General features: G+C 50.9%; 19 protein-coding genes and 1 other RNA gene. 6 read left to right on the top strand and 14 right to left on the bottom strand.

Annotated features, from left to right (window positions below; translation table 11 throughout):
- The 7 genes from PHH59_RS02750 to rsmI form a co-directional block, all read right to left on the bottom strand.
- Nucleotides 1-1,476, bottom strand: a complete 1,476-nt coding sequence (locus PHH59_RS02750; RefSeq protein ID WP_300010856.1) for a UDP-N-acetylmuramoyl-L-alanyl-D-glutamate--2,6-diaminopimelate ligase — start codon at nucleotides 1,474-1,476, stop codon at nucleotides 1-3.
- A 9-nt stretch (nucleotides 1,477-1,485) separates the two neighbouring features.
- Complete coding sequence (locus PHH59_RS02745) at nucleotides 1,486-3,333, bottom strand: penicillin-binding protein 2 (RefSeq protein WP_300010853.1); 1,848 nt, start codon at nucleotides 3,331-3,333, stop codon at nucleotides 1,486-1,488.
- A gap of 7 nt (nucleotides 3,334-3,340) precedes the next feature.
- Nucleotides 3,341-3,613, bottom strand: coding sequence for a cell division protein FtsL (gene ftsL / locus PHH59_RS02740; protein ID WP_300010850.1), 273 nt, complete (start codon nucleotides 3,611-3,613; stop codon nucleotides 3,341-3,343).
- Nucleotides 3,614-4,540, bottom strand: coding sequence for a 16S rRNA (cytosine(1402)-N(4))-methyltransferase RsmH (gene rsmH / locus PHH59_RS02735; protein ID WP_300010848.1), 927 nt, complete (start codon nucleotides 4,538-4,540; stop codon nucleotides 3,614-3,616).
- A 58-nt stretch (nucleotides 4,541-4,598) separates the two neighbouring features.
- Nucleotides 4,599-5,066 carry a division/cell wall cluster transcriptional repressor MraZ gene (mraZ, locus tag PHH59_RS02730; RefSeq protein ID WP_300010846.1) on the bottom strand — a complete coding sequence of 156 codons (468 nt, stop codon included), beginning with the start codon at nucleotides 5,064-5,066 and terminating at the stop codon, nucleotides 4,599-4,601.
- 376 nt (nucleotides 5,067-5,442) lie between these two features.
- Nucleotides 5,443-5,791, bottom strand: an RNA gene (gene rnpB, locus PHH59_RS02725) — RNase P RNA component class A.
- Between the two features lie 83 nt (nucleotides 5,792-5,874).
- Nucleotides 5,875-6,729 (bottom strand): 16S rRNA (cytidine(1402)-2'-O)-methyltransferase, encoded by an 855-nt coding sequence (rsmI, locus tag PHH59_RS02720; RefSeq protein WP_300010842.1) that lies wholly within the window; start codon nucleotides 6,727-6,729, stop codon nucleotides 5,875-5,877.
- A gap of 258 nt (nucleotides 6,730-6,987) precedes the next feature.
- On the opposite strand from rsmI, the gene PHH59_RS02715 reads away from it, so the two are divergent.
- The gene (locus tag PHH59_RS02715; protein ID WP_300010839.1) at nucleotides 6,988-7,491 is read left to right on the top strand and encodes a YgjP-like metallopeptidase domain-containing protein; all 504 of its coding nucleotides are present in this window, start codon (nucleotides 6,988-6,990) and stop codon (nucleotides 7,489-7,491) included.
- 89 nt (nucleotides 7,492-7,580) lie between these two features.
- Nucleotides 7,581-7,856 (top strand): cupin domain-containing protein, encoded by a 276-nt coding sequence (locus tag PHH59_RS02710; protein ID WP_300010836.1) that lies wholly within the window; start codon nucleotides 7,581-7,583, stop codon nucleotides 7,854-7,856.
- A gap of 39 nt (nucleotides 7,857-7,895) precedes the next feature.
- Here PHH59_RS02710 and PHH59_RS02705 read toward each other — a convergent pair whose 3' ends face one another.
- The 6 genes from PHH59_RS02705 to PHH59_RS02680 all read right to left on the bottom strand — a co-directional run bounded on the left by PHH59_RS02705 (nucleotide 7,896) and on the right by PHH59_RS02680 (nucleotide 12,808).
- On the bottom strand, nucleotides 7,896-8,843 hold the full coding sequence (locus PHH59_RS02705) for a DUF58 domain-containing protein (protein WP_300010833.1): 948 nt from the start codon (nucleotides 8,841-8,843) through the stop codon (nucleotides 7,896-7,898).
- Nucleotides 8,840-9,745, bottom strand: coding sequence for an AAA family ATPase (locus PHH59_RS02700; protein ID WP_300010830.1), 906 nt, complete (start codon nucleotides 9,743-9,745; stop codon nucleotides 8,840-8,842). Before PHH59_RS02700 ends, PHH59_RS02705 begins: the two co-directional genes overlap by 4 nt.
- 38 nt (nucleotides 9,746-9,783) lie before the next feature.
- Nucleotides 9,784-9,984: a hypothetical protein gene (locus PHH59_RS02695; RefSeq protein ID WP_300010827.1), complete on the bottom strand. Its 201-nt coding sequence runs from the start codon at nucleotides 9,982-9,984 to the stop codon at nucleotides 9,784-9,786.
- Between the two features lie 81 nt (nucleotides 9,985-10,065).
- Nucleotides 10,066-10,410, bottom strand: coding sequence for a DUF2782 domain-containing protein (locus PHH59_RS02690; protein WP_300010824.1), 345 nt, complete (start codon nucleotides 10,408-10,410; stop codon nucleotides 10,066-10,068).
- 242 nt (nucleotides 10,411-10,652) lie between these two features.
- Nucleotides 10,653-11,339 carry a response regulator transcription factor gene (locus PHH59_RS02685; protein ID WP_300010821.1) on the bottom strand — a complete coding sequence of 229 codons (687 nt, stop codon included), beginning with the start codon at nucleotides 11,337-11,339 and terminating at the stop codon, nucleotides 10,653-10,655.
- Between the two features lie 110 nt (nucleotides 11,340-11,449).
- On the bottom strand, nucleotides 11,450-12,808 hold the full coding sequence (locus tag PHH59_RS02680) for a histidine kinase (protein WP_300010818.1): 1,359 nt from the start codon (nucleotides 12,806-12,808) through the stop codon (nucleotides 11,450-11,452).
- Between the two features lie 20 nt (nucleotides 12,809-12,828).
- Between PHH59_RS02680 and PHH59_RS02675 the strand changes: the two genes are divergently transcribed.
- Together PHH59_RS02675 and PHH59_RS02670 are read left to right on the top strand one after the other, a co-directional pair.
- On the top strand, nucleotides 12,829-13,449 hold the full coding sequence (locus PHH59_RS02675; protein ID WP_300010815.1) for a hypothetical protein: 621 nt from the start codon (nucleotides 12,829-12,831) through the stop codon (nucleotides 13,447-13,449).
- Between the two features lie 10 nt (nucleotides 13,450-13,459).
- Nucleotides 13,460-13,966: a DUF2380 domain-containing protein gene (locus tag PHH59_RS02670; protein ID WP_300010812.1), complete on the top strand. Its 507-nt coding sequence runs from the start codon at nucleotides 13,460-13,462 to the stop codon at nucleotides 13,964-13,966.
- A gap of 207 nt (nucleotides 13,967-14,173) precedes the next feature.
- Here PHH59_RS02670 and PHH59_RS02665 read toward each other — a convergent pair whose 3' ends face one another.
- The gene (locus PHH59_RS02665) at nucleotides 14,174-15,679 is read right to left on the bottom strand and encodes a phenylacetate--CoA ligase family protein (RefSeq protein ID WP_300010809.1); all 1,506 of its coding nucleotides are present in this window, start codon (nucleotides 15,677-15,679) and stop codon (nucleotides 14,174-14,176) included.
- Between the two features lie 278 nt (nucleotides 15,680-15,957).
- On the opposite strand from PHH59_RS02665, the gene PHH59_RS02660 reads away from it, so the two are divergent.
- Together PHH59_RS02660 and PHH59_RS02655 are read left to right on the top strand one after the other, a co-directional pair.
- A complete protein-coding gene (locus tag PHH59_RS02660; RefSeq protein ID WP_300010806.1) occupies nucleotides 15,958-17,925 on the top strand; it encodes a DUF3488 and transglutaminase-like domain-containing protein in 1,968 nt (655 codons plus the stop codon).
- 133 nt (nucleotides 17,926-18,058) lie between these two features.
- On the top strand, nucleotides 18,059-20,914 hold the full coding sequence (locus tag PHH59_RS02655; protein WP_300010803.1) for an SNF2-related protein: 2,856 nt from the start codon (nucleotides 18,059-18,061) through the stop codon (nucleotides 20,912-20,914).
- Nucleotides 20,915-20,937: the final 23 nt, after the last annotated feature.

The raw sequence follows: 20,937 nt of genomic DNA, 5'->3' as shown, positions 1-20,937 counted from the left end.
TCAGGCCCTCACAGCCAGTGCGTCAAGCACCATTTGCCGGTCACTAAACGGATATTTCACGCCTTTAATCTCTTGATAATCTTCATGGCCTTTGCCGGCAACGACGATGCAATCATCGCGGTTGGCATTGGTGATGGCATAGTTGATGGCTTGTCCGCGGTTTGGCATCACTTCGGTTTTGCCGGTATCGCAACCAGCCAGAATGGCATTGATAATGTCCGCGCTGTCTTCATAACGAGGATTGTCATCAGTGATGATGATGCGATCCGCCCATTGCGTGGCACTGGCCCCCATCAACGGACGTTTGCCGCTATCTCGGTTGCCGCCACAGCCAAACACCGCCCATAAAGATTGCTGGCAGTGCTGACGTGCGCTGCACAAAACTTTGTCCAAAGCATCGGGGGTATGGGCATAATCGACAAACACCAGCGGCTGTCCATCGCCGCCAAACGCTTCCATGCGTCCGGCAACGGGTTTTAACTGCTGTAATTTGTTGGCCGCTTGCTGAAAACCCTCACCCATCGCCAACAACGCAGCCAATACCAACGCGACGTTTTCGACATTAAAATCACCATACAAAGGGATATTGATGGTTTGGCTAGCTGAACGCCAATCTACGGTAAATTCAAGGCCACCGACGCGGGGATGGCTATTGTGGATTTGCAGGGTTTCACCCTTAGCCAAGATTTTCCCTTGCCTGCTCACCCCCCAGATCACGGTGGTTTCAGAAATTTCGGCAACAATCCGCCCGCTGTTATCGGTATCGAGATTGACGACGACAAATGCTAACGACGATTGTTTCAGCAACAACAACTTGGCTTCAAGATAATCTTCCATCGTGCCGTGGTAATCCAGATGGTCACGGGTGATGTTGGTGAACACCGCACCAGTGAAAGCTACGCTGTTGACCCGCCCTTGTGCCAAGCCATGTGAGGAAACTTCCATCGCCACGCTTTGTTTGCCTTGGATTTTCAAACCCGCGAGCATTTGTTGCACCGACAAGGCATCGGGTGTGGTGTTGACGGTTTGGGTCAAGTTGCCCCAATCACCCCAGCCCAACGTGCCGATAATTCCGCAAGCATCTAGCATTTGCGCCAAAAATTGGCTGCATGAGGTTTTACCATTGGTTCCAGTAATACCTATGACTTGCAAAGCTTGGGAAGGGTGTCCATAAAACCGTGCGGCGATTTCTCCAAGCAACTGGCCTAAATCCTTGACGGCAATCGTCGGCACGGCATTGATTGACCCAGCCAACGTTGCGCCGTCACCAGCGGGGTCATAAATAAGTACGCCAGCTCCGTTGGCAATGGCTTGCGCGGCATGGAGCAAGCCATGTTGCTGGCTACCATCCAGCGCGATAAACACATTGCCGTGCTTGACCAAACGGCTGTCCAACACTAAACCGTTTACCGGCAATGCGCCAAGCTCCTGCTTTGGGTTAGGTGTCAGTCCGTCTAATAAAGCCTGCAGGTTCATTTGTACGGTTTATTGAAATTGCTGGGTTAATAAAATTGGCATGGTCTCCACCTGGTCGGGGGCTATGTCAAGAATCCGCAAAGCACCGTTCATGACTCTTGAGAATACGGGTGCGGAAACCAAACCGCCGTAATACTGGCCTGCCGACGGTTCGTCTATCATGACCACCATCACTAAACGCGGGTCTTTCGCCGGGGCTATGCCGGCAAACACCGAGAAATATTTTTTGGCTAGGTAACCGCCGCGTCCGCCTGATTTTTTCACGGTACCGGTTTTTCCAGCCACCGTGTAACCATCGACCCTGGCTTCATACGCCGTCCCATCTTTGGCGACAACCTCTTGCATCATCGCCCTGACGCTTTTGGCGGTTTTTGCCGAAAACACCCGTTTGGCGTCAATATCTTCATCACGCTTTAACAAACTGACTGAATGCAAGACGCCGTCATCGGCGAGCGCGGTATAAGCCCTGGCCAATTGCAAAGCTGACGTGCTGACACCGTAACCAAACGACAAGGTTGCGCGGGCGAAATCATTTAAGCGATGATAATCAATCAGGGAACCATCAGCCTCCCCTGGAAAACCAGAATCTGCCGAACCACCAAAACCCAGATTACGGTAAACCCCCCAGAAATATTTGGGCGGCATCCGCAAGGCCATTTGGCTAACGGCGATATTGCTGGATTTTTTAATGACCCGCGTCAAGTCCATCGTGCCGTAATTGTGGACATCTTTAACGGTGCGGTGACCAATGGAATAGGCCCCGTTTGTGACAAACCTATCATTCGGCCTGACATAACCCCCTTCCAAACCGGCGGCGACCACAAACGGCTTGACCGTTGAACCCGGTTCAAACACGTCGTTGATGGCAAGGTTGCGGTAATTGCTTTTCGCTTTGGTATTGGGATTGAATGAAGGTTGGTTGGTTGCCGCCAATAATTCACCGGTTTTAGCGTCCAAAATAACCAACACGCCAGATTTGGCCTTGTTCTCGGTCACCGCCCGCTCCAGTTCACGATACGCCAGATATTGGATACGCCCGTCAATGCTCAGCTCAATATCTTTGCCTTTAACGGCTTCTTTGGTGTCGGTCACGGCGACGATATGGCCTTGTCCGTCCCTGATGACCCGCTTGCTGCCGGAAATGCCCCGCAGGACTTTTTCATAACCGGCTTCAACGCCTTCTTGGCCGACATCTTTGGCATCGGTGAATCCTAACAAATGTGCCGCAACTTCTTTGGACGGATAAAAACGTTTATATTCCGGCTCGATGAAAATACCCGCCAATTTTAACGCCTTGATCTGCCCGCCTATCGCCGGGTCTATCCGACGGGCCAGGTAAGCAAACTGCTTGGGTTTTTCTTGATCCAGCAGGCTTGATATTTTCCCCATCGGCAAAGCCAGCAGTTTTTCGATTTGCTGGACTTTAAAAATCTTTTCTTTTTGGTAAGCATCGTAAATCTGAAGCTTTTCAGCCTCGGTCAACTTCATCGCCTTATCAAGATGCAAGTCGGTTTTTTTCTGCTTGCGAAATTCCTTTTCCATCTGTTTGATACGGGCGTCATCATCTTTTTTGACTTCCCTGGCATTAATGATGATGGAGTGCACCGGCGTACTGACCGCCAAAGGCTCGCCGTTCCTGTCTTTTATCATGCCGCGTGAAGCCATGATCGGCACGACATCGACATGCTGGTAAGCGTTCTCAAACTTGGGATCGCATTGGTGTATGGCTTGAAGATAAACCGCCCTGCCCACCAAGGCCACCATGCAAAGCATCATGAACGACACCAGCACGCGCCTTCTAGTGCTGAAATCAACATTGGGTTCCCGCACTGTTTTTTTCAATCTAAAATCAATCATGGTCGCATTAAGGCTTGAGATAAATAATGTCTTCGTGTTTTGGAATGACCAGCTTTAATTGATTGAGCGCGGCAGATTCGATGCGGTTCTGTTCCAGCAACATCGTGATCTCCAACTGTGTCTTGCCCCAATCAATTTCGTATTGGTCAAGCGCATTTTGCTGCCGCTGAATTTCAATGAAGATTAACCGTGTCCGGTATTGGTAATAAACCACGGCGATGGCTGACACCAGCAGTGCCATGAACAAAAAGCCCATACCCCAAATACGCAAGGCCGCCATTTAAATTTTCTCGCTAACACGCAGGACTGCGCTACGCGCACGGGGATTGCGGGAGACTTCCTCCGCCCCGGCCTTTACAGCTATGCGCATTTTTTTCAACACCCCTTGGGCAATATCGGCTTCCTTGACAGGAAATTTGCCTGGATTGTATTTAGCGCCGGATTCGTCGCGGAAAAACCGTTTGACTATCCTGTCTTCGAGCGAATGGAAAGAAATCACGACCAACCGTCCCCCAGGTTTCAACAATTCCACGGCCTGCTCCAGAACGGTTTTGAGTTCTTCCAGCTCATTGTTGATTTTTATCCGTATCGCTTGAAAAGCACGGGTCGCCGGATGTTTGTGTTTTTCCCTGACCGGAACCGCGTCTTCAATCAATTTTGCCAATTGCCTGGTCGTTGTGATCGGCGACAATTTACGTTGATCAAGCACTGCCCTGGCGATGCGCCGTGCGAAGCGTTCTTCACCGTAAGTAAACAATACCTCGACCAGTTCTTGCTCAGCCACTTGCGCCAGCCATTGTGCCGCCGACAACCCACTGGAACAGTCCATGCGCATGTCCAAGGGGCCATCATGCAAAAAGCTAAAACCCCGTTCGGGATCATCCAGTTGTGGCGATGACACGCCTATGTCAAGCAACAGGCCATCAACCTTGCCGATGATCTGTGCGTCGCTGGCGATGGTTTTCAGTTCTGAAAAACAGCCGTGGATTAACGTGAAGCGTTTATCGTCTTGTAACTGGCGGGCGTATACCGAGTGGATGGCGCCCGGATCCCTGTCTAACGCCAGCAACCGACCAGCTTCACCCAGGCACGCTAAAATTCCCCGGCTATGCCCGCCACGCCCAAAGGTACAATCCACATAAAGGCCGTCTTCTTTGATTGCCAATTGATCCAACACTTCCGCCAACATGACAGGCAAATGTTCCACTTACCCCGCCCCTCTAGTTTTAAATCGTTTTAAAAAGACGGTTTCTTAAAAAGACAACCTAAAAAGACAACGACCCTAATTCTTCAACGCCTTCGTTATCATTGCTGTCCACCCAGTCCTGTTCTTTCGCGATCCAGGCGGTTTCGCTCCATATTTCAAACTTGTTGAGTTGGCCGACTAGCATGATTTTTTTATCCATCGCCGCAAAACTTCTAAGCTTTTCAGGCAACAACAAACGCCCCTGGCTATCCATTTCACATTCTGTGGCATTTCCGATAAGAAATCGTCTGAGTTTGTTTGCTGCTTTATTTAAGGTAGGTAATTGAATGATAGTTTGTTCGAGTTTCTCCCACTCCGGCAAAGGATATAGCCACAAGCAACCGCTCTCGCCCGTGCATCGCTCATTGACGGCGACGGTGACGATCATTTGGCGTTGACAACATTGTTGCAAGGTGTCCCGATAACGCGTCGGAATGGCAACACGCCCTTTGTCGTCAAGATTGATTGAGCTGATGCCGCGAAACAAAAATCACCCCAGATTCCCCAAAAAATCCATTTTTTTACAAGTTTATTCCACTTTTCTCCATATTTAGGCGCACTATAGAATCCAATCGGTCGTTAGTCAAGAAGGTTTTTAGTTAAAATGTTGCTTTCTTGACAATAACTTACAAACCATAGGAGGGGAAAGCGCAGGCAATAGGGAAGCGGGCATGATAAATATTACGATTTATCAATAAAGTGGATGATGTGGTTGCGGGGTGCTCTGGAAATGTGGCAAGTTTTGCCGGGATGTCAAAGATTTACTTACGATATTGGGGATGCGAAAAAAAGTGTGTTTTACCGTTGCGGATGTTAATACATCACAAGGCTTGCCATAAAAAAGCGCGAAAACGCTAGTAAGAAGAAAGAGTCGACCTGTAAGCCGGGTTCTGTCGAGAACAGCCATTCATCTAGGCTGCAAGTCACCTTGCAGCTCAAGCAATCTACCCAGGGACCGCGCGGGCCACGCGTCTGTCCCTCTATTTGATCTTGCTCCGGGTGGGGTTTACCATGCCACTCCTGTTACCAGTTGCGCGGTGCGCTCTTACCGCACCTTTTCACCCTTACCGATCTACTGACAGGCGGTTTATTTTCTGCGGCACTTTCCGTAGGTTCACACCTCCCAGGCGTTACCTGGCACCCTGCCCAATGGAGCCCGGACTTTCCTCCATTTCATCTCAAGGATGAAACAGCGACTGCTCAGTCGACTCTTCCATCCATTAGTGTATCACAGTCACGCGCAGGATGGCGGATGACTTCTGTAAAACCAAAAACCGCGCGGGTGTTTAGGTTTTTTATTCCGCATCCTGCATATCCAATGCCGCCTGATACAGCAATTTTTTTCTTCCGCCCGTTATTTCCACCGCCAAAGCCACAGCGGTTTTAAGCGGGCATTCTTTCAGCAAAATACTGAGGACTTTCAATTGCTCAGGTGTAACTTCCTGTTCTGTTTTCTCAAGCACCGCACCATCGACTATCACGACAAACTCGCCTTTGCGCATGTTCTCGTCGTTTCCGACCAATTCCACCGCGTTTGCCAGAGTGGTTTTGACGATGGTTTCATGCAGTTTGGTCAACTCACGCGCGATGACAATTTCCCTATCCAACGGCAACACGGCGGCCATATCCTGCAAACAAGCCAGAATGCGGTGGCTGGATTCATAAATCACCCAAGTGACGGGACTCAAGGCGCGTTCGCTGAAAAACGCCTTACGCGCTGACGAAGTCCGTGGCGCGAAGCCTTCAAACGTAAACTGGCTGACCGGCAAACCCGCCGCCGACAAAGCCGTAATCAACGCACACGCGCCAGGAATCGGCACGACATCCAACCCGGCGTCTTTGACCAGCTTGACCAACGGCATACCCGGATCGCTGAGCAACGGCGTTCCGGCATCGGAGACCAAGGCTATCGACAAGCCTTCGCGCAACTTATCCAACAGCATTTGCGAGGCTTTATCTTCATTATGCTGATGCAAGGACACGAGCTTGTTGCTGATGCCATAATGCTGCAACAGCATTTTCACATGGCGGGTGTCCTCGGCGGCAATCAGGCCGACTTCCTTAAGCGTGGCGACCGCCCTGAACGTCATATCGCCCAGATTGCCGATAGGCGTGGCCACTACATAAAGTTTGCCGGGTGGGGTGGTCATGGCTGTTGGCTCCGCTAATGCAAATAGGTTTAAGGAGGGCGATGTTAGGCTAGGCTAGGTGGGAAGGTCAAATGAAACCGTGTTGGAATTGATTTTGATGGACTTCCAAAAAACATTGCCAGTAGATTCATCGCAGATTGTAGGTGGGCATAAATCCTAACCCGCCTTTCTTGAATTGTTCTTTAAACAACCGGGCTTGGCTATAATCCATCTTTACAATATCCTTCATTGCCTTGGACAACCATTTACCAGAATACAATGGACACCTTAAAATATTTATCCGGCTACCCGGCAACGGTTACAGACCAAGTGCAAAAATTGATCGACAGCGATAAATTGGCCGGCCTGTTGTTAAAAAAGTATCCACGCAGCCATGAACTTAAAACAGACAAAGCCTTGTATTCTTATGCCATAGACTTGAAAAACCAATTCCTCCGGCAATCCAATCCGCTTAGCAAAGTGGTCTACGATGACAAAATTGATGTGCTGCATCAGGCCTTGGGATTGCACACGTTTGTCTCCAGAGTGCAAGGCGGGAATTTGAAAGCCAAGCATGAAATCCGCATTGGTGCGGTTTTTAAAAATGCGCCGCTGGAATTTCTAAGGATGATCGTCGTGCATGAATTGGCGCATTTACGCGAAAAACAACACAACAAAGCCTTTTATAAATTGTGCGGGCACATGGAAGCGGATTACCACCAGTTCGAATTTGATACCCGCTTGTACCTGACTTATCTTGACCGGGTGGGGAAACTTTATTGAATGCACAGAAGCTTTTGCAAGCGATTAGGCGGTTTGTCGGTAAATAATGCTAGAATCCGCCTCCCATCAATAAGCATTTAAAGGAAAACATGAGCCTGATTACAATTGAACACCAACCTAGCGAAGAACGCCTGCAAGCCTTAGGCGTGGCAAGCTGGCCCATCTGGGAAAAAGAAATTTCGACGTTTCCAATAGATTTTGATGAAACAGAAACCGCTTACATTTTGGAAGGCGAGATTATTGTCACTCCCGTCGGCGGCGAACCTGTCCGCATCGTACCAGGCGACCTGGTGGTGTTTGCAGCGGGCCTGGACAGCCATTGGGAAGTCGTCAAACCTTTGCGTAAGCATTACAGCTACGATTGATTCTGGGTTTTCTTCAAGTCAATTTTTCCATATAAACACCTAAAACAACGCCAACGCCTCCAAACACTTGCGGGTGTGCAATGTCCCGCTGTCCGGCGACAGCTTTAAACCTGGCATGATAAAGCCATAACTAAGCCCCGCCTGATCGGCTTCGAGCACCCAACGGCATAATTGGCTTAGGCGTTGTTCGGTGTCGTGTCCGCTGGTGCAACCATAATCCAGCCAGATTTGTGCCGAATTGCCGCCGCCGTATTGCTTGCTGTATAAGCCCAAACCTTTCGCGTAGGCTTTCCAATGAATGTGTTTGACCGGGTCTCCGGCTTGATATTCCTGCATACCATAAAAATCATCCGCGCCTCTTTTACTAAAGCCTTGCCGGAACTCGCCCGCAGCGGTTTCTGGCAACGGGCTTTCTTGTGCGGCGGGTTTGGGATACACCAACACTTTCAGATTAAAACGTATGGGTGACCAAGGCCGGAACAGGCCCAACGGATAAGTGCTGGAGACGGTGACTTTTCCGGCTTCATGCCAGCCGCGTTTATTCGTCGCCGAATAGAGCGTGACCTGGGTTTTGCTGTGTGCAGGCAAGGTCACGCTTTCCGTGTTTTCCAGCGTGATTTGCAAGTTTTGGCGCGGGTTGTTTGATGGATTGTCGAGATAAATGTCGAAACCGGCAGGGCTTCCGGCAAATACCGGTTTGGCTTGTCCTGGCTGTACCAGCAATCCTGACAGGGATTTGAAGCTATGCAAAATGGTGACGAAGAACACGCTCGCGATCAAAAACGTCAATAAATACGCGAGGTTGTTGTTGTAGACAAACGCGATCAAAAACAATAGTACGACGAGGACGGCAAAACCTAGGCCGCGTTGGGTCGGCAGTATAAAAATGAGCCGGTGCGTCAACATCATGGGCTGCTCATCGGTGGCTTTTTCGCCCGCAAAAAAACGATGGGCTTTGATGCGTTCCTTAAGACTCAGCGGACTCAATGAATGGCTACCTTTTCTAACAGCGGCGCGATGATGGCTTCGGAATGGCTAGTACCCGCCCGCAAACGGTGTCCGGCGACGGCGGCGAGGACGGCTTGCACGTCTTCAGGAATCACCGCATCACGCTGGTTCATCAACGCCCAAGCTTTAGCGGCACGTAATAAGGCCAAACCGCCACGGGGCGACAAGCCGCAAGGATATTCGGGCGACGTGCGGGTAAAGTTGATCAGGGCTTGGCAATAATCCAGCAAGGCCGGTGAGACATGGATGTCGGTCACGGCGTGCTGGATCGCTTGCAATTGTTGCGGCGGCAATTGTACCACCAGGGATTCCAGCAAATACTGGCGGCTTTGGCCCGCCAATAAGGCGCGTTCGGCGGCGTGGTCGGGATAGCCTAGTTCAATACGCATCAAAAACCGGTCGAGCTGGGATTCCGGCAAGGGGAAGGTGCCGATTTGATGCGACGGATTTTGCGTGGCGATGACAAAAAAAGGCGTGGGTAAAGGATAAGTTTGGCCTTCCACCGTGACTTGCTGTTCTTCCATCGCTTCCAGCAACGCGCTTTGGGCTTTGGGTGTGGCGCGGTTGACTTCATCGGCGAGCACCATTTGGTTAAAGACAGGGCCGGGATGAAATTTAAACGTGTTATTGGCACTGTCAAACACCGATGCGCCAAGAATATCGGCAGGTAAGATGTCACTGGTGAATTGGATGCGCTGGTAATGCAGGCCCAACAATTTTGCCAGCGTATGGGCCAGCGTGGTTTTGCCGACGCCGGGAATATCTTCAATCAACAAATGCCCCCGCGCCAACAGGCAACAGAGAGCCAGGCGGATTTTATGGTCTTTGCCAAGAATGATCTGGTTGGCGGAATTTAACAATTGTTGGATGGCGTTGTGCATGGGGTGCCCGACATAGTTCGCGGTTTAATTAACTGATGTTACGCATTGTCCACGAAAAGCACGAAAAGCACGAAAAAAAACTCACCAACGCCTTCGTGAGCAAAAATAAGCGGCAACTTGAAATGCCCCCCTAGCCTTTTTTCGCTTTTTAGCGCAAGCCGGAGCGGATTTGTTCCAACAGTAGGTGCCACGGCGCCCCCATCCCGCCCCCGACCAATCAAAAACAAATAAATGCTCAAGAACCTTTCGTGCTTTTTCGTGTTTTTCGCTTCGCGCTCTACGGGTCGTGGACAAAAAAAGTCGTGCGTAACATCAGTTAATTAATTCCACTCAAACAATTTCCACAAATTGACATAACTGCCCCGGTTTGGATCACTGTTGCGGGCGTCAAACAGGCCATCGCCATTGTTGTCGAGGAAATAATACGCAGGGCCAATATCGGGGACAATTTTGACCATATAGACCCGTCCGCCCCGGCGGTATTCCTGGATGATTTTTTTGCCGCTACGCAAGATGGTGATTTCAGGTTCCATGTTTTCACCGTCTTGGATCGGTGGCGGCGGTGCAGGAACCTCAGGCACGGCTTCAAGATTGGGCGGACGCTCATCCTCTGCCATCGCCAGCGCAGGAAAAACAATAAAAATCAAAATAATAAGACGAAGCATGACATTAAGCCTCCGGCGGGGTTAAAACTCTGGCTATCTTATTATAGTTTTTACTAATTTGCTGAACTAACAACGCTTGTCAGCAGGCCGGGCGTGAAAAAATGCCCAGTTGAAAAATCCCTTTTTTCCAAATTGGATTCAAGTTCATAAGCTACATCGCAAACGGCGGATTAGGGTGGCAAGCAGGCTTGTCTGTTGCCGGGCAAGCCAAGCCGCCCAAGCCCATCTAAATTACCGGGCATTCATAAAGCAATTTCCCCGACATCGCCAGCGGAACCCGCCAACTCCAACAAATTCACCACCTGCAAACGTATCGCCAGCCGTGTCAATTCAATGTCACTGCCCACGCCCAATTTGCGCTTGATCAGATAATGGCTGTTAGCCACGGTTTTCGGGCTGATATTGAGGGTTTGCGCGATGTCTTCGGTGCTTTTTGCCTCGACCAATAGACGCAGGATTTCAAATTCGCGCCCAGTCAAGCTGTCCAAGGCCACGCGTTCCGTGCCGAGTTGCGCCATTGCCAAGGCTTGGGCGATGTCCGCGCTTAAGCTATGGCGGCCTGCATGGACTTCGTGGATGGCGCGTAGCAAGACTTCCGGCGGGCTGCTTTTGGTGACATAACCCAAGGCGCCGGCGCGGGTTGCCTGCATCGCAAAACTGGGATTCTGGTGCATGCTGAACACTAAAATCTTGGCTTTGGCATCGCGTTGTTTGATACGGGCAATCACTTCCAGGCCACTGATGCCAGGCAAGCTGAGGTCGGTGATGACCACATCGGGCTGGCAATCTTTGAACTGCTGGTAAGCCTGGTTGCCATCGGCAGCTTCGGCGACCACCTCCAAACCGGGCTGTTTTGCCAGCAAGGCACGGTAGCCGGCACGGACAATGGCGTGGTCGTCAACTAGCAGTATGCGGATGCTCATATTCATTGTTTCATAAGCGCTTGCCTTAGAAATGGCTTGTTTCGCCACCATTGTTTCGGCAAGCACTTATGAAAAACGCATGACTTATTGAATTTATTTTCATATTGAATTTATTTTCATATTTTAGCCTCATTAACAGCATGGATCGGCAAGCGGGCTTCGACTTTCAAGCCATGCGGCGGCACGATGCGTAAAGTCAAACGCCCGTCCAAAGCCATGACCCGCTCGCGTATGCCTAGCAAACCGATGCCCTTGTTTTGGCTGAAAGGCAATTGGCTGGCGATGCCATCATCTTCAATGGTCAATGCCACGCTATCGCCGCTGACTGCCAGGCCCACCCGCGCATGGCTGGCATCGGCGTGTTTGGCGATATTGGTCAGGCACTCTTGGCTGATGCGGAATAGGGTGATCGCCAGCGGTTCCGGTAAACCGGCACAATCGCCGTTGATTTCCAGATGATAGCGCGTCTTGCCACCTAGGGCATTCCAGCCGCTGACCAGACTTGCCAAACTGGCGGCAAGCCCCAAATCCTCCAGCTCGGCGGGCCGCAAACGTTGCAACAAACCCCGTACACCGTCGAGGATATGTTGGGTGATACGGCTGATTTGTCCGATTTCGGCCAGCAATCCAGGGCATTTCGTTGCCGCTGTTTGGGCAATGGAGGCGGCTAGCGCGTTGCTGGCGGCTAGACATTGACCGAATTCATCGTGCAGCTCCCGCGCCAAATACCGGCGTTCCTCTTCTTGCAGGTTCAACAGTTGCACCGCCAGCCGTTGGCGTTCGTTTAGCAATTGTTGCTGGCTTGCCGCCAATTGGTTGACCGCTTCGGCAATGCGTTGCCATTCATCCAAAGCGAATCGCGGCAGGCGGTAATCCAGCCGCCCTTGTTCCAACTGCCCCAAACCGGCAACAATCGTTTGTACCGGATGCAAGGCGCGGCGGATGCCGAGATACACCAGGCAACACACGGCGGCAACGGTGGTGATGGACAAACCCAGCAAACGGCTAGTGTCTTCCCAAGCTTGGGTGATTTCCATATCGGCACTGGGCGTAACTGTCAATTCCCCATAATCACGACCCTTAAACCGAATGCTTTGCGTCAGTGCTAATCCTGGCTGGAAAAACCATCGGTAGCCGTTTGCAAAACTACTGGGCACTTGTAGCGTGTCGAGTTCTGCGCCATTGCACAGCCGGTAGGTTTGTTGGCTGCCAGCGGCGACAAAACGGACACAAATCCCCGGAGCATTGCTGGTTTGTTTCCACAGCGTAAAATCAGGGAACGGCAAAGCCCCGCCGAAGCCGGCACTGATTTGCAATTGCTGGAAACTGAGCTGCTTGCCCAAAGCCTCGGCGATGCGCTGTGTGGCTTGCCGGGCTTGCTGGTCACTGGACCGTAGCACATACGCGGCGTTCGCCAACAAGCAGAGCAGTGCGGCGGCAATGATGCGGGTCAAAATGTGGTAGGGCAGGTTCATGATGGCTTTTCGGTTATCCGGTGTTCCGCCATTCTAAGCGTCTAGCGCAGACTAGCAAAGCGGCTTGGACTGACGCGGGCAATTTGCCCGTGTTTGGCGGGCAAATCTCGGCTTACACGCAGGCCGGGCGTGTCTACACTGATGCCGCCCGCCAAAATCTAAGGGCCGAAGCAAATTTACAGAATCTAGCCGAGGAAACTGATATGACCCATTACCTATTTGACGACACCCACATCCAATGGCAAACCCTGGCAGGATTTGACCATTTGTTCTACTCCATCTTAAATATCGACGAAGACAACCGCATCGTGGACGTGCTGTTTAAGTTCGCCGCAGGGCAACAGATAGTCCTGCATCGGCATAAAGCCTTGAACCACACCTTTGTCATCCAAGGTGAGCATCGGCTTTATAAGGCGGACGGCACACTGAAAGAAACCAGGGCGGTGGGCAGCTATAAATGCAGTCCAGCCAGCGATGAACCGCACCGGGAAGGCGGTGGTGAAATGGACGCCATCGTTTTTTTCAGCATCCGCAGCAATGAAAAGGTGTTTTATGAAATTCTTGACGATGATTTGAATAGTATTGCAACGCTGGGTTTACAGGATTTCATCAATCTGTACCAAGCACAAAAGTCCCTTTGAGGAAAACACGATGAACCGGCTAATTTCAACATTGATTGTCCTGGTGATCTTGCTACTGTCCGGCAACAAGGCTTATGCCGCGCCGCGCATCGCCATTTTGGCATTTGAACTGAACGACATCACCTCGCTACCCAACACGCCGCAGGAAAAAATCCGCACGGCATCCATACAACCCTTGCTGGAACAGGCGTTAAAGCAATCCAACAGCGTTGAGATTATCCACATCCCGCCCGCAACCCAAGCCGCCGCCAATTCCGGCTTGGGTTATTTATTCCACTTCCATGAACTTGCCGCACAACTGGGCGGACAAGCCGGGGCCGATTGGCTTGTGGTCGGGCAGCACAGCAAACCCAGTTTCTTGTATTCCTATTTGATGGCGCAGGTCATCAATGTCAAAACCCGAAATTTGGTCGCCAGCTTTGCTATTGAATTGAAAGGCAACCACGCCAGCGTCACCGAACACGGGGTCAACGCGCTTGCGAAAAAAATTAACGGGATTATTAATCCAGCCAGATAAGATCATCGAAAGGTATCGCCAGTTTGTAGTAGCGACCGGCTGGTCGTGTGATCGGAACCGGTGCAATCACAACGGCGAGCAGCCGCTCACCACGGGGGCGGGACGGGGTTTCAAAATCGCTATAGGTGCTGAAAACGTTACGGAACGGGTCGCTTAAGGCGCTACTGTTGGAACAAACCCGTTCCAGCTCACATTATTTTATAAATTTTAACCACGGGTATAACGATGCTTCACCCCCAGCGGAAAATACCCGGGATCGGCAAACAGATGCAGGCTGATCTGCGGCAATTGCCGCTCGACTGGCGTGTAATTGGCAAATTCGCTGTTCAGGCGCAATAACTGGGTGCGGATAGCGGCGGCAATGAGCGGTTTCATCGCTTCATCGGGCGTGATATTTGGCAACAATTCCACGGCAATATGCAGGACTTTGTCGCCCTCTGCGGTTTCTGCCGTTTCCAGCACGAATTTTCCACTCGCCCAGTGGCTGAGTTCTGGCTGCTCCAAACCGACCGTGACATTTTCAGGGTAAATGTTCGCGCCATAATACGACACGGTAAAATCCGCCCTGCCGAACACATAGACAAACGGCAAGTGGCGGGCTTGGAAGCCCGCGTCCAAGCCCAAATCGGCCAAAGATTGCATACCCCGCGCCCGCAGGAATTCCCACATCGCCTCATAACCGAGCAATCCGCCTTTATCGGCGATGTGGTAACGCAACAAGGGCACGGAATTTTCACCAGACACCACCAACGTGCCATCATGCACTTCAAAAAAACGGCTGTTCGGATCGTATTGCACCAGCGTGGGCAAACGCGATTCACCAAACAACTCGCGGGCGGCTTCGGGGTGCGCCGACAGCCAGCGGCGGATGGCGGTGCTGAACGGCGTTTCATTGCCCAAGACCCCGCCATCCGCCGTGCCATACAACGAAGCGGAATCAAAACAAGGCGATGCCGAACCGGTACGCTGACCGACCAGGCCCCGCCATTCTTCGCTGAAAACTTCCCCGGCAAATACCAATTTAGGGTGGTACGCCGCCCAGTCTATGCCCTCGGCGATGCCCGCATCCAACACGTCTTTGACAAACGGCGGATACCCCAATAGCACGGTTTGCTGAAAATGCGGGGCCAATTCGCGCACGATACGGAAAATTTCCGCTTTGTTATTGCCAGGTGCCGCCACCAACAGCGGATAGCCTTTGCGGGCCAAATGCCAACAACAGGACGTGGTGAACAAGCCCCCCACCCAATTGCCCAAAGCAAAACAAACTATCGCCAAGGTGCTGCGCTCGTGGGCGCGGAAACTGTCATGGAACACCTGCTCAAAGCGCACCGCCACCTCCAGTTCATAATCAGCGGAGCGCGGCCAAAACGTCGGTTGGCCTGTGGAACCGGATGACACGGCGATGCGGTCGGCTCCCAGCAGGCTGCCGCCGAAGCAACGTTCAGGCAGTGGATAAACCCGCAGGTAATTGCTTTTGTCCATCAGCGGCAAGGTTTGGAAAGCCGGATATGTGTTTATCGTAGCCGGATCGATTTGCCGCGCCGCCAAAAACTGGCGGTAAGCGGGAACTTCAGTGGCGCAGCGCTGGAACAAAGCCAGGCATTTCGCTTCCGGCGGGTTGGCGGTTTGCCCGTCAAGCAAGCCATCCAGCGGCGTGTTGATAAAACGGTTGAAAATCTCAGCAGAGGGGGATGAAAGCAAGTCGGACATGGTCGGCTACCTGAAAATGCGTAAAGTTGCTGGACGGTGCTTGGGTATCTTACAAAACAGGATAGTAATCCGATTAATGGCGGCTTTCCAGTTTTGTCAATGTCCGGCCTATCACAGCGGCATCACTACAAAGCGCGGATACCCAGCAAGCAATGGTCTATGGTAGGCTAGGGCGACATGACCGGAACCTACCCGCAAAACCATGCAGCAGCCATACGCCAGCCTCAAAGAATCGCCGTTAGATCTAACCTTAAACCCATAATCCAAAAGAGTTTGTAATGACAGCAAAACCCGCCCCAAACGTGCTGATTTTCTTACTTGCTTCCATCGCACTGATTGTCCTGCCGCATTTTTACCATCTTCCGATTAGTATTTTCGGCTTTTTTTTCACGTTGCTAGCGTGGCGGTTCGTCGGTTTGTGGCAACCGATGTGGCTGCCCAACCGCTGGCTGGTGTTTTTGTTGACGGTCATCGGCCTAGGTTTGATCTATATCCAGCATCAAGGCATTTTCGGGCGTGATGCCGGAACCCGCTTGTTCATCGTCGCGCTGGGTTTGAAATTGATGGAGATAAAAACCGAGCGTGATTTGTACCTGATCACCTTTTTGGCTTTCATCGTCGCCGCTTCGCAGTTTTTATACGAACAAAGCCTGTTGATGGCGGGGTATATCCTAATGGTGTGCTGCACCCTCATCGGCACCTTGGTGAGCATCAACAGCCGCCAACCACAGCCTTGGGTGGCGTTAAAAACAGCGGGTGTCATTATCGCCCAGGCTTTTCCGTTGGCTATTGTTTTGTTCATCCTGTTTCCGCGTATCGAAGCGCCGCGCTGGATGCTGCTCAATGACCGCCAACAAGCCCGCATGGGCTTGAGCGACAGCATGGAGCCCGGCTCCATCAGCGAATTGGGCGTGTCTACAGAATTGGCTTTCCGCGTCAAATTTAGCGGTGCATTGCCACCAGCCGCACAACGCTATTGGCGCGGGCCGGTGCTGGCCAAAACCAATGGTAAACGCTGGCTACCATCGCTGCACCAAGGCCTTGAAGCGATCATGGACAAGCCCACGTTTTCCGGCACATCGTATCAGTACACCTTATTGATGGAACCACAGAACAAAAACTGGGTGTTTGCACTTGACCTTCCTGCCGAATTTAGCAAACCGCTAAGCCGCAATGTCAATTACCAATTGACCACTTCGACCAATCCCGACAAACGCTCGGAATATAAAATCACCTCTTATCCGCACTACAACACCGGCACACCCACCCGTATCGAATATAACGACGCCACGCAATTGCCGGACACGCCATCGGCTGAAATCAACGGCTTGGTCAGCCAATTGCACGGTTTTGATAAGGCACCGGAGACATTCATCACAGCCCTGTTAAACCATTTCCGAACCGAAGATTTCCATTACACGCTGACGCCGCCCGTGATGGAAGACAAGCCGATAGAAACCTTCCTGTTCAAAACCCGTTATGGATTTTGCAGCCATTACGCCTCCGCATTCGTGTATCTGATGCGCGTCGCCCATATTCCGGCCCGTGTGGTGACGGGCTACCAAGGCGGCGAATTCAATCCGGTCGGGCAATTTCTGGAAATCCATCAATACGACGCCCATGCGTGGGCGGAAGTGTGGCTGGAAGGCAAAGGCTGGACACGGGTTGACCCGACCGCCGCCGTCGCCCCTGAGCGCATCGAAAAGAACATCAACGTCGATGCCCTGGCCCAAGGTGAAGCAATCCAATTCGCCAATGATGCCAATAACGGTAAAGCCTTTGCGTGGCTAAAAGAAGCGCGGCAATTATGGAGCAATGTCGATTACAACTGGCAACGCTGGGTCATCAATTACAACAGCATGAACCAGGCCAAATTTCTGGCTAACTTGGGTGTCGGTGACATCAAAACCATGATGGTCTGGATGGTAAGCATCCTCTGCGTCATCACCGCCGTTTTGAGCGCGTTTTTGTTATATCAAAAACCCAAAACCACCGACCAGGCCCTGCGCTATTATCAACGCTTTTGCCGCAAACTCGCCAAACGGGGATTGATTAGACATCCAGGTGAAGGCGAAACCGATTTCGCCGAACGCGTAAAAACCGCCCTGCCCCAAACCGCCGGACAAGCCCGGCACATCACGGATATTTTTATCCGCTTGCGTTATGGCAAGGATGCCAAAGAGGTGGATATGAAAGAACTGGCACAGTGTGTCAAGGCATTTAAGATTTTTGATACCCTGAAATAATACTGATTTTAACAATTCTAATGCAAGCAATCGTATGCCTTAAAAGCCATTCAACAGTGCAGTCTTTCACGTTTTCTCGCCGACTACATTCGCTATTAGACTAATCAACACTCAAATCAACGGATAGACGAATGTGATAACTGATTACCATGCCAAGTATTACGCTTACGAACTGACCCGCCAATGTGCCGCCGATGGCGTTGAAAGGTTATCCCAGTCCTTATTCGATGCTACCGTTGACCTCAATCCCCATCAAATCAATGCCGCCCTGTTTGCCCTGAATAACCCACTAAATAAAGGCGTTATCCTGGCTGATGAAGTCGGTTTGGGAAAGACCATAGAAGCGGGCTTGGTACTTTGTCAGTATTGGGCGGAACGCAAACGCCAATTATTGATTATTTGCCCGGCGTCCTTACGCAAACAATGGGCGCAAGAGCTGCAAGACAAATTCAACCTGCCATCACAGATACTTGATGCCAATACCTGGCGGCAATTAAAAAACCAAGGCATTGCCAACCCGCTCAACAATCACTGCATCAACATCCTTTCCTACCATTTTGCCGCACGGTTAGAAGAATACTTGCTGGTTGAACCTTGGCATCTGGTGGTTATGGACGAAGCCCATAAGCTACGCAACGCTTACCGCCCCAATAACAAAATGGGACAAGCGTTAAAACGCGCTTTATATGGGCGGCAAAAGCTATTGCTCACTGCCACGCCCTTACAGAACTCATTACTGGAACTGTACGGCTTATCGACACTGTTAGATGAACAACTGTTTGGGGATGACAAATCGTTCCGCCAACACTACATGGGTAGCGACGGCATAGGCCAATTGAAAGACCGATTAAAAGGCTTTGTAAAACGCACCTTGCGTAAACAAGTGCTGGAATACATCCGCTATACCCAGCGCAAGGCCATTACCGTTCCTTTTACGCCATCCCATGCAGAAATGCAGCTCTATAACGGCATTACCGCCGTACTGGAACGGGAAGAAAGTTATGCTTTGCCCAAGCGGCAACGCCATCTAACGGGATTGATTCTGCGCAAATTACTGGCTTCCAGCACCCATGCCGTGCTTAACACGCTGGTTACCATCAAAAACCGCTTGGAAAAACTGCGTGATAATCAGTCTGACGATACCGACATTATTGCTGAACTGATAGAAAACGATGATCTGGAAACAGATTATCTCGAAGAACTGGACAATGCAGACCAAAACGAACCGGAACAAGTTATCGACAAAGCGCAACTGGAACTTGAAATCATCGAACTTAGCAGCCTTATCGGACAAGCTGAGAAAATAACAGATGACAGCAAAGCCAAAGCCTTATTGATTGCCTTAAATCAAGGCTTTGAACAAATGGCGGCAATGGCTGCCCCGCGTAAAGCCGTCATTTTTACCGAATCCAGACGTACCCAAGAATACCTGCAAAACTATTTGGCGGCTAACAACTACGCCGATAAATTGGTCACGTTCAGCGGCACTAACAACAGCCCCGAAACCACCCGAATATACCAGCAATGGCTGGCAGAAAACCAAGGCTCCGATAAAATTGCCGGATCGCCGCAAATAGACAGGCGAACCGCCCTTATCGACCACTTTCAAGATCATGCTGAAATCATGATCGCCACTGAAGCGGGGGCGGAAGGTGTCAATATGCAATTCTGCTCCTTGGTCATCAATTATGACCTCCCTTGGAACCCGCAGCGGGTAGAACAACGCATAGGCCGTTGCCACCGTTACGGGCAAAAGTTTGACGTGGTGGTCATCAACTTTCTCAACCAAAGCAACTACGCCGACCAGCGCGTACTGGAATTGCTAACGGATAAATTCCACCTGTTCGATGGTGTGTTTGGCGCATCCGACGATGTTTTAGGCTCAATAGAATCCGGCATTGATTTTGAAAAGCGCATCCAGGCTATTTACGAAAGCTGCCGGACGATTGAACAAATCGAAGCGGCTTTCAGCCAACTGCAACAGGAAATGGAAGTTGACATCAATAAGCAAATGCAGGAAACCCGCCAGCAATTGCTCGACAATTTTGATGAAGACATCCACGACCTGCTTAAATTGCAGCTCGACCAAGCCGAACAACGGCTGGATAAAATCAGCCGCTGGTTTTGGGCGGTAACGCAGCATCAGCTTAAACCTTACTCCAGCTTCGACGACCAGCAACACCGCTTTCAACTACAAAAAAATGTCATAAAAGAAGCCTCGCTCGGACATTACCAACTAATAGCCCGACACCAAAAACAAAACACCAATACACATAACACCCACGTTTACCGCCTCAACCATCCGTTAGGTGAATGGGTGTTGGAAACCGCCAAAAACCAACCAACGCCCACCGCGCAAATCCATTTTGATTATGCTGCACATGGCGCAAAAATCACCGTACTGGAATCCCTGCTAGGGCAATCCGGCACGTTAAAACTGCAACGCTTTAGCATAGAAGCACTGGAACGCAACGAAGACCATCTGTTGTTCGCTGCCGAAACCGATGACGGTAAACTATTGCCTGTCGAAACCGCCCAAAAACTGATGCAGCTACCCGCTAACCACTGCCATCAACAAAGCGTTTTACTTAAGCCCCAGATTGACGAAGCGCTGGCTGCTGCACAAAATGAGCTTATCAAAAGAGTCAACAGCCGTAATCTGGCCTTTTTTGAAGAAGAAGTAAACAAACTCGACCATTGGGCGGATGACTTAAAATTCGGCCTAGAGCAAAGCATCAAAGACATCGACCAACAAATCAAAGAAGTGCGCCGCAATGCTAAAATAGCCCCCACGTTGGCAGAAAAACTGGCATTCCAAAAGCAACAACAGGAACTGGAACGCACCCGCAACAAGCAGCGCAAAGAACTCTTTGATCGCCAAGATGAAATAGACGAACGCCGCGAAGTCTTGATTGGGCAATTGGAAAGCAAGTTAAATCAAAAAATTGAGATACAAGATTTGTTTACTATTTCTTGGGGCTTACAATAGCTTTTAACGTCTTGACTAAGAAA

Source organism: Methylovulum sp., assembly GCF_028687615.1.
Lineage (GTDB): Bacteria > Pseudomonadota > Gammaproteobacteria > Methylococcales > Methylomonadaceae > Methylovulum.
This window is presented reverse-complemented; position numbering and strand designations above follow the sequence as displayed.

Bases quoted from the DNA above. Each gene is read 5' to 3' on its own strand.
- PHH59_RS02750 (WP_300010856.1), bottom strand. From the start codon at position 1,476: ATGAACCTGCAGGCTTTATTAGACGGACTGACACCTAACCCAAAGCAG.
- PHH59_RS02745 (WP_300010853.1), bottom strand. From the start codon at position 3,333: ATGATTGATTTTAGATTGAAAAAAACAGTGCGGGAACCCAATGTTGAT.
- ftsL (WP_300010850.1), bottom strand. From the start codon at position 3,613: ATGGCGGCCTTGCGTATTTGGGGTATGGGCTTTTTGTTCATGGCACTG.
- rsmI (WP_300010842.1), bottom strand. From the start codon at position 6,729: ATGACCACCCCACCCGGCAAACTTTATGTAGTGGCCACGCCTATCGGC.
- PHH59_RS02715 (WP_300010839.1), top strand. From the start codon at position 6,988: ATGGACACCTTAAAATATTTATCCGGCTACCCGGCAACGGTTACAGAC.
- PHH59_RS02710 (WP_300010836.1), top strand. From the start codon at position 7,581: ATGAGCCTGATTACAATTGAACACCAACCTAGCGAAGAACGCCTGCAA.
- PHH59_RS02700 (WP_300010830.1), bottom strand. From the start codon at position 9,745: ATGCACAACGCCATCCAACAATTGTTAAATTCCGCCAACCAGATCATT.
- PHH59_RS02690 (WP_300010824.1), bottom strand. From the start codon at position 10,410: ATGCTTCGTCTTATTATTTTGATTTTTATTGTTTTTCCTGCGCTGGCG.
- PHH59_RS02685 (WP_300010821.1), bottom strand. From the start codon at position 11,339: ATGAATATGAGCATCCGCATACTGCTAGTTGACGACCACGCCATTGTC.
- PHH59_RS02680 (WP_300010818.1), bottom strand. From the start codon at position 12,808: ATGAACCTGCCCTACCACATTTTGACCCGCATCATTGCCGCCGCACTG.
- PHH59_RS02670 (WP_300010812.1), top strand. From the start codon at position 13,460: ATGAACCGGCTAATTTCAACATTGATTGTCCTGGTGATCTTGCTACTG.
- PHH59_RS02665 (WP_300010809.1), bottom strand. From the start codon at position 15,679: ATGTCCGACTTGCTTTCATCCCCCTCTGCTGAGATTTTCAACCGTTTT.
- PHH59_RS02660 (WP_300010806.1), top strand. From the start codon at position 15,958: ATGACAGCAAAACCCGCCCCAAACGTGCTGATTTTCTTACTTGCTTCC.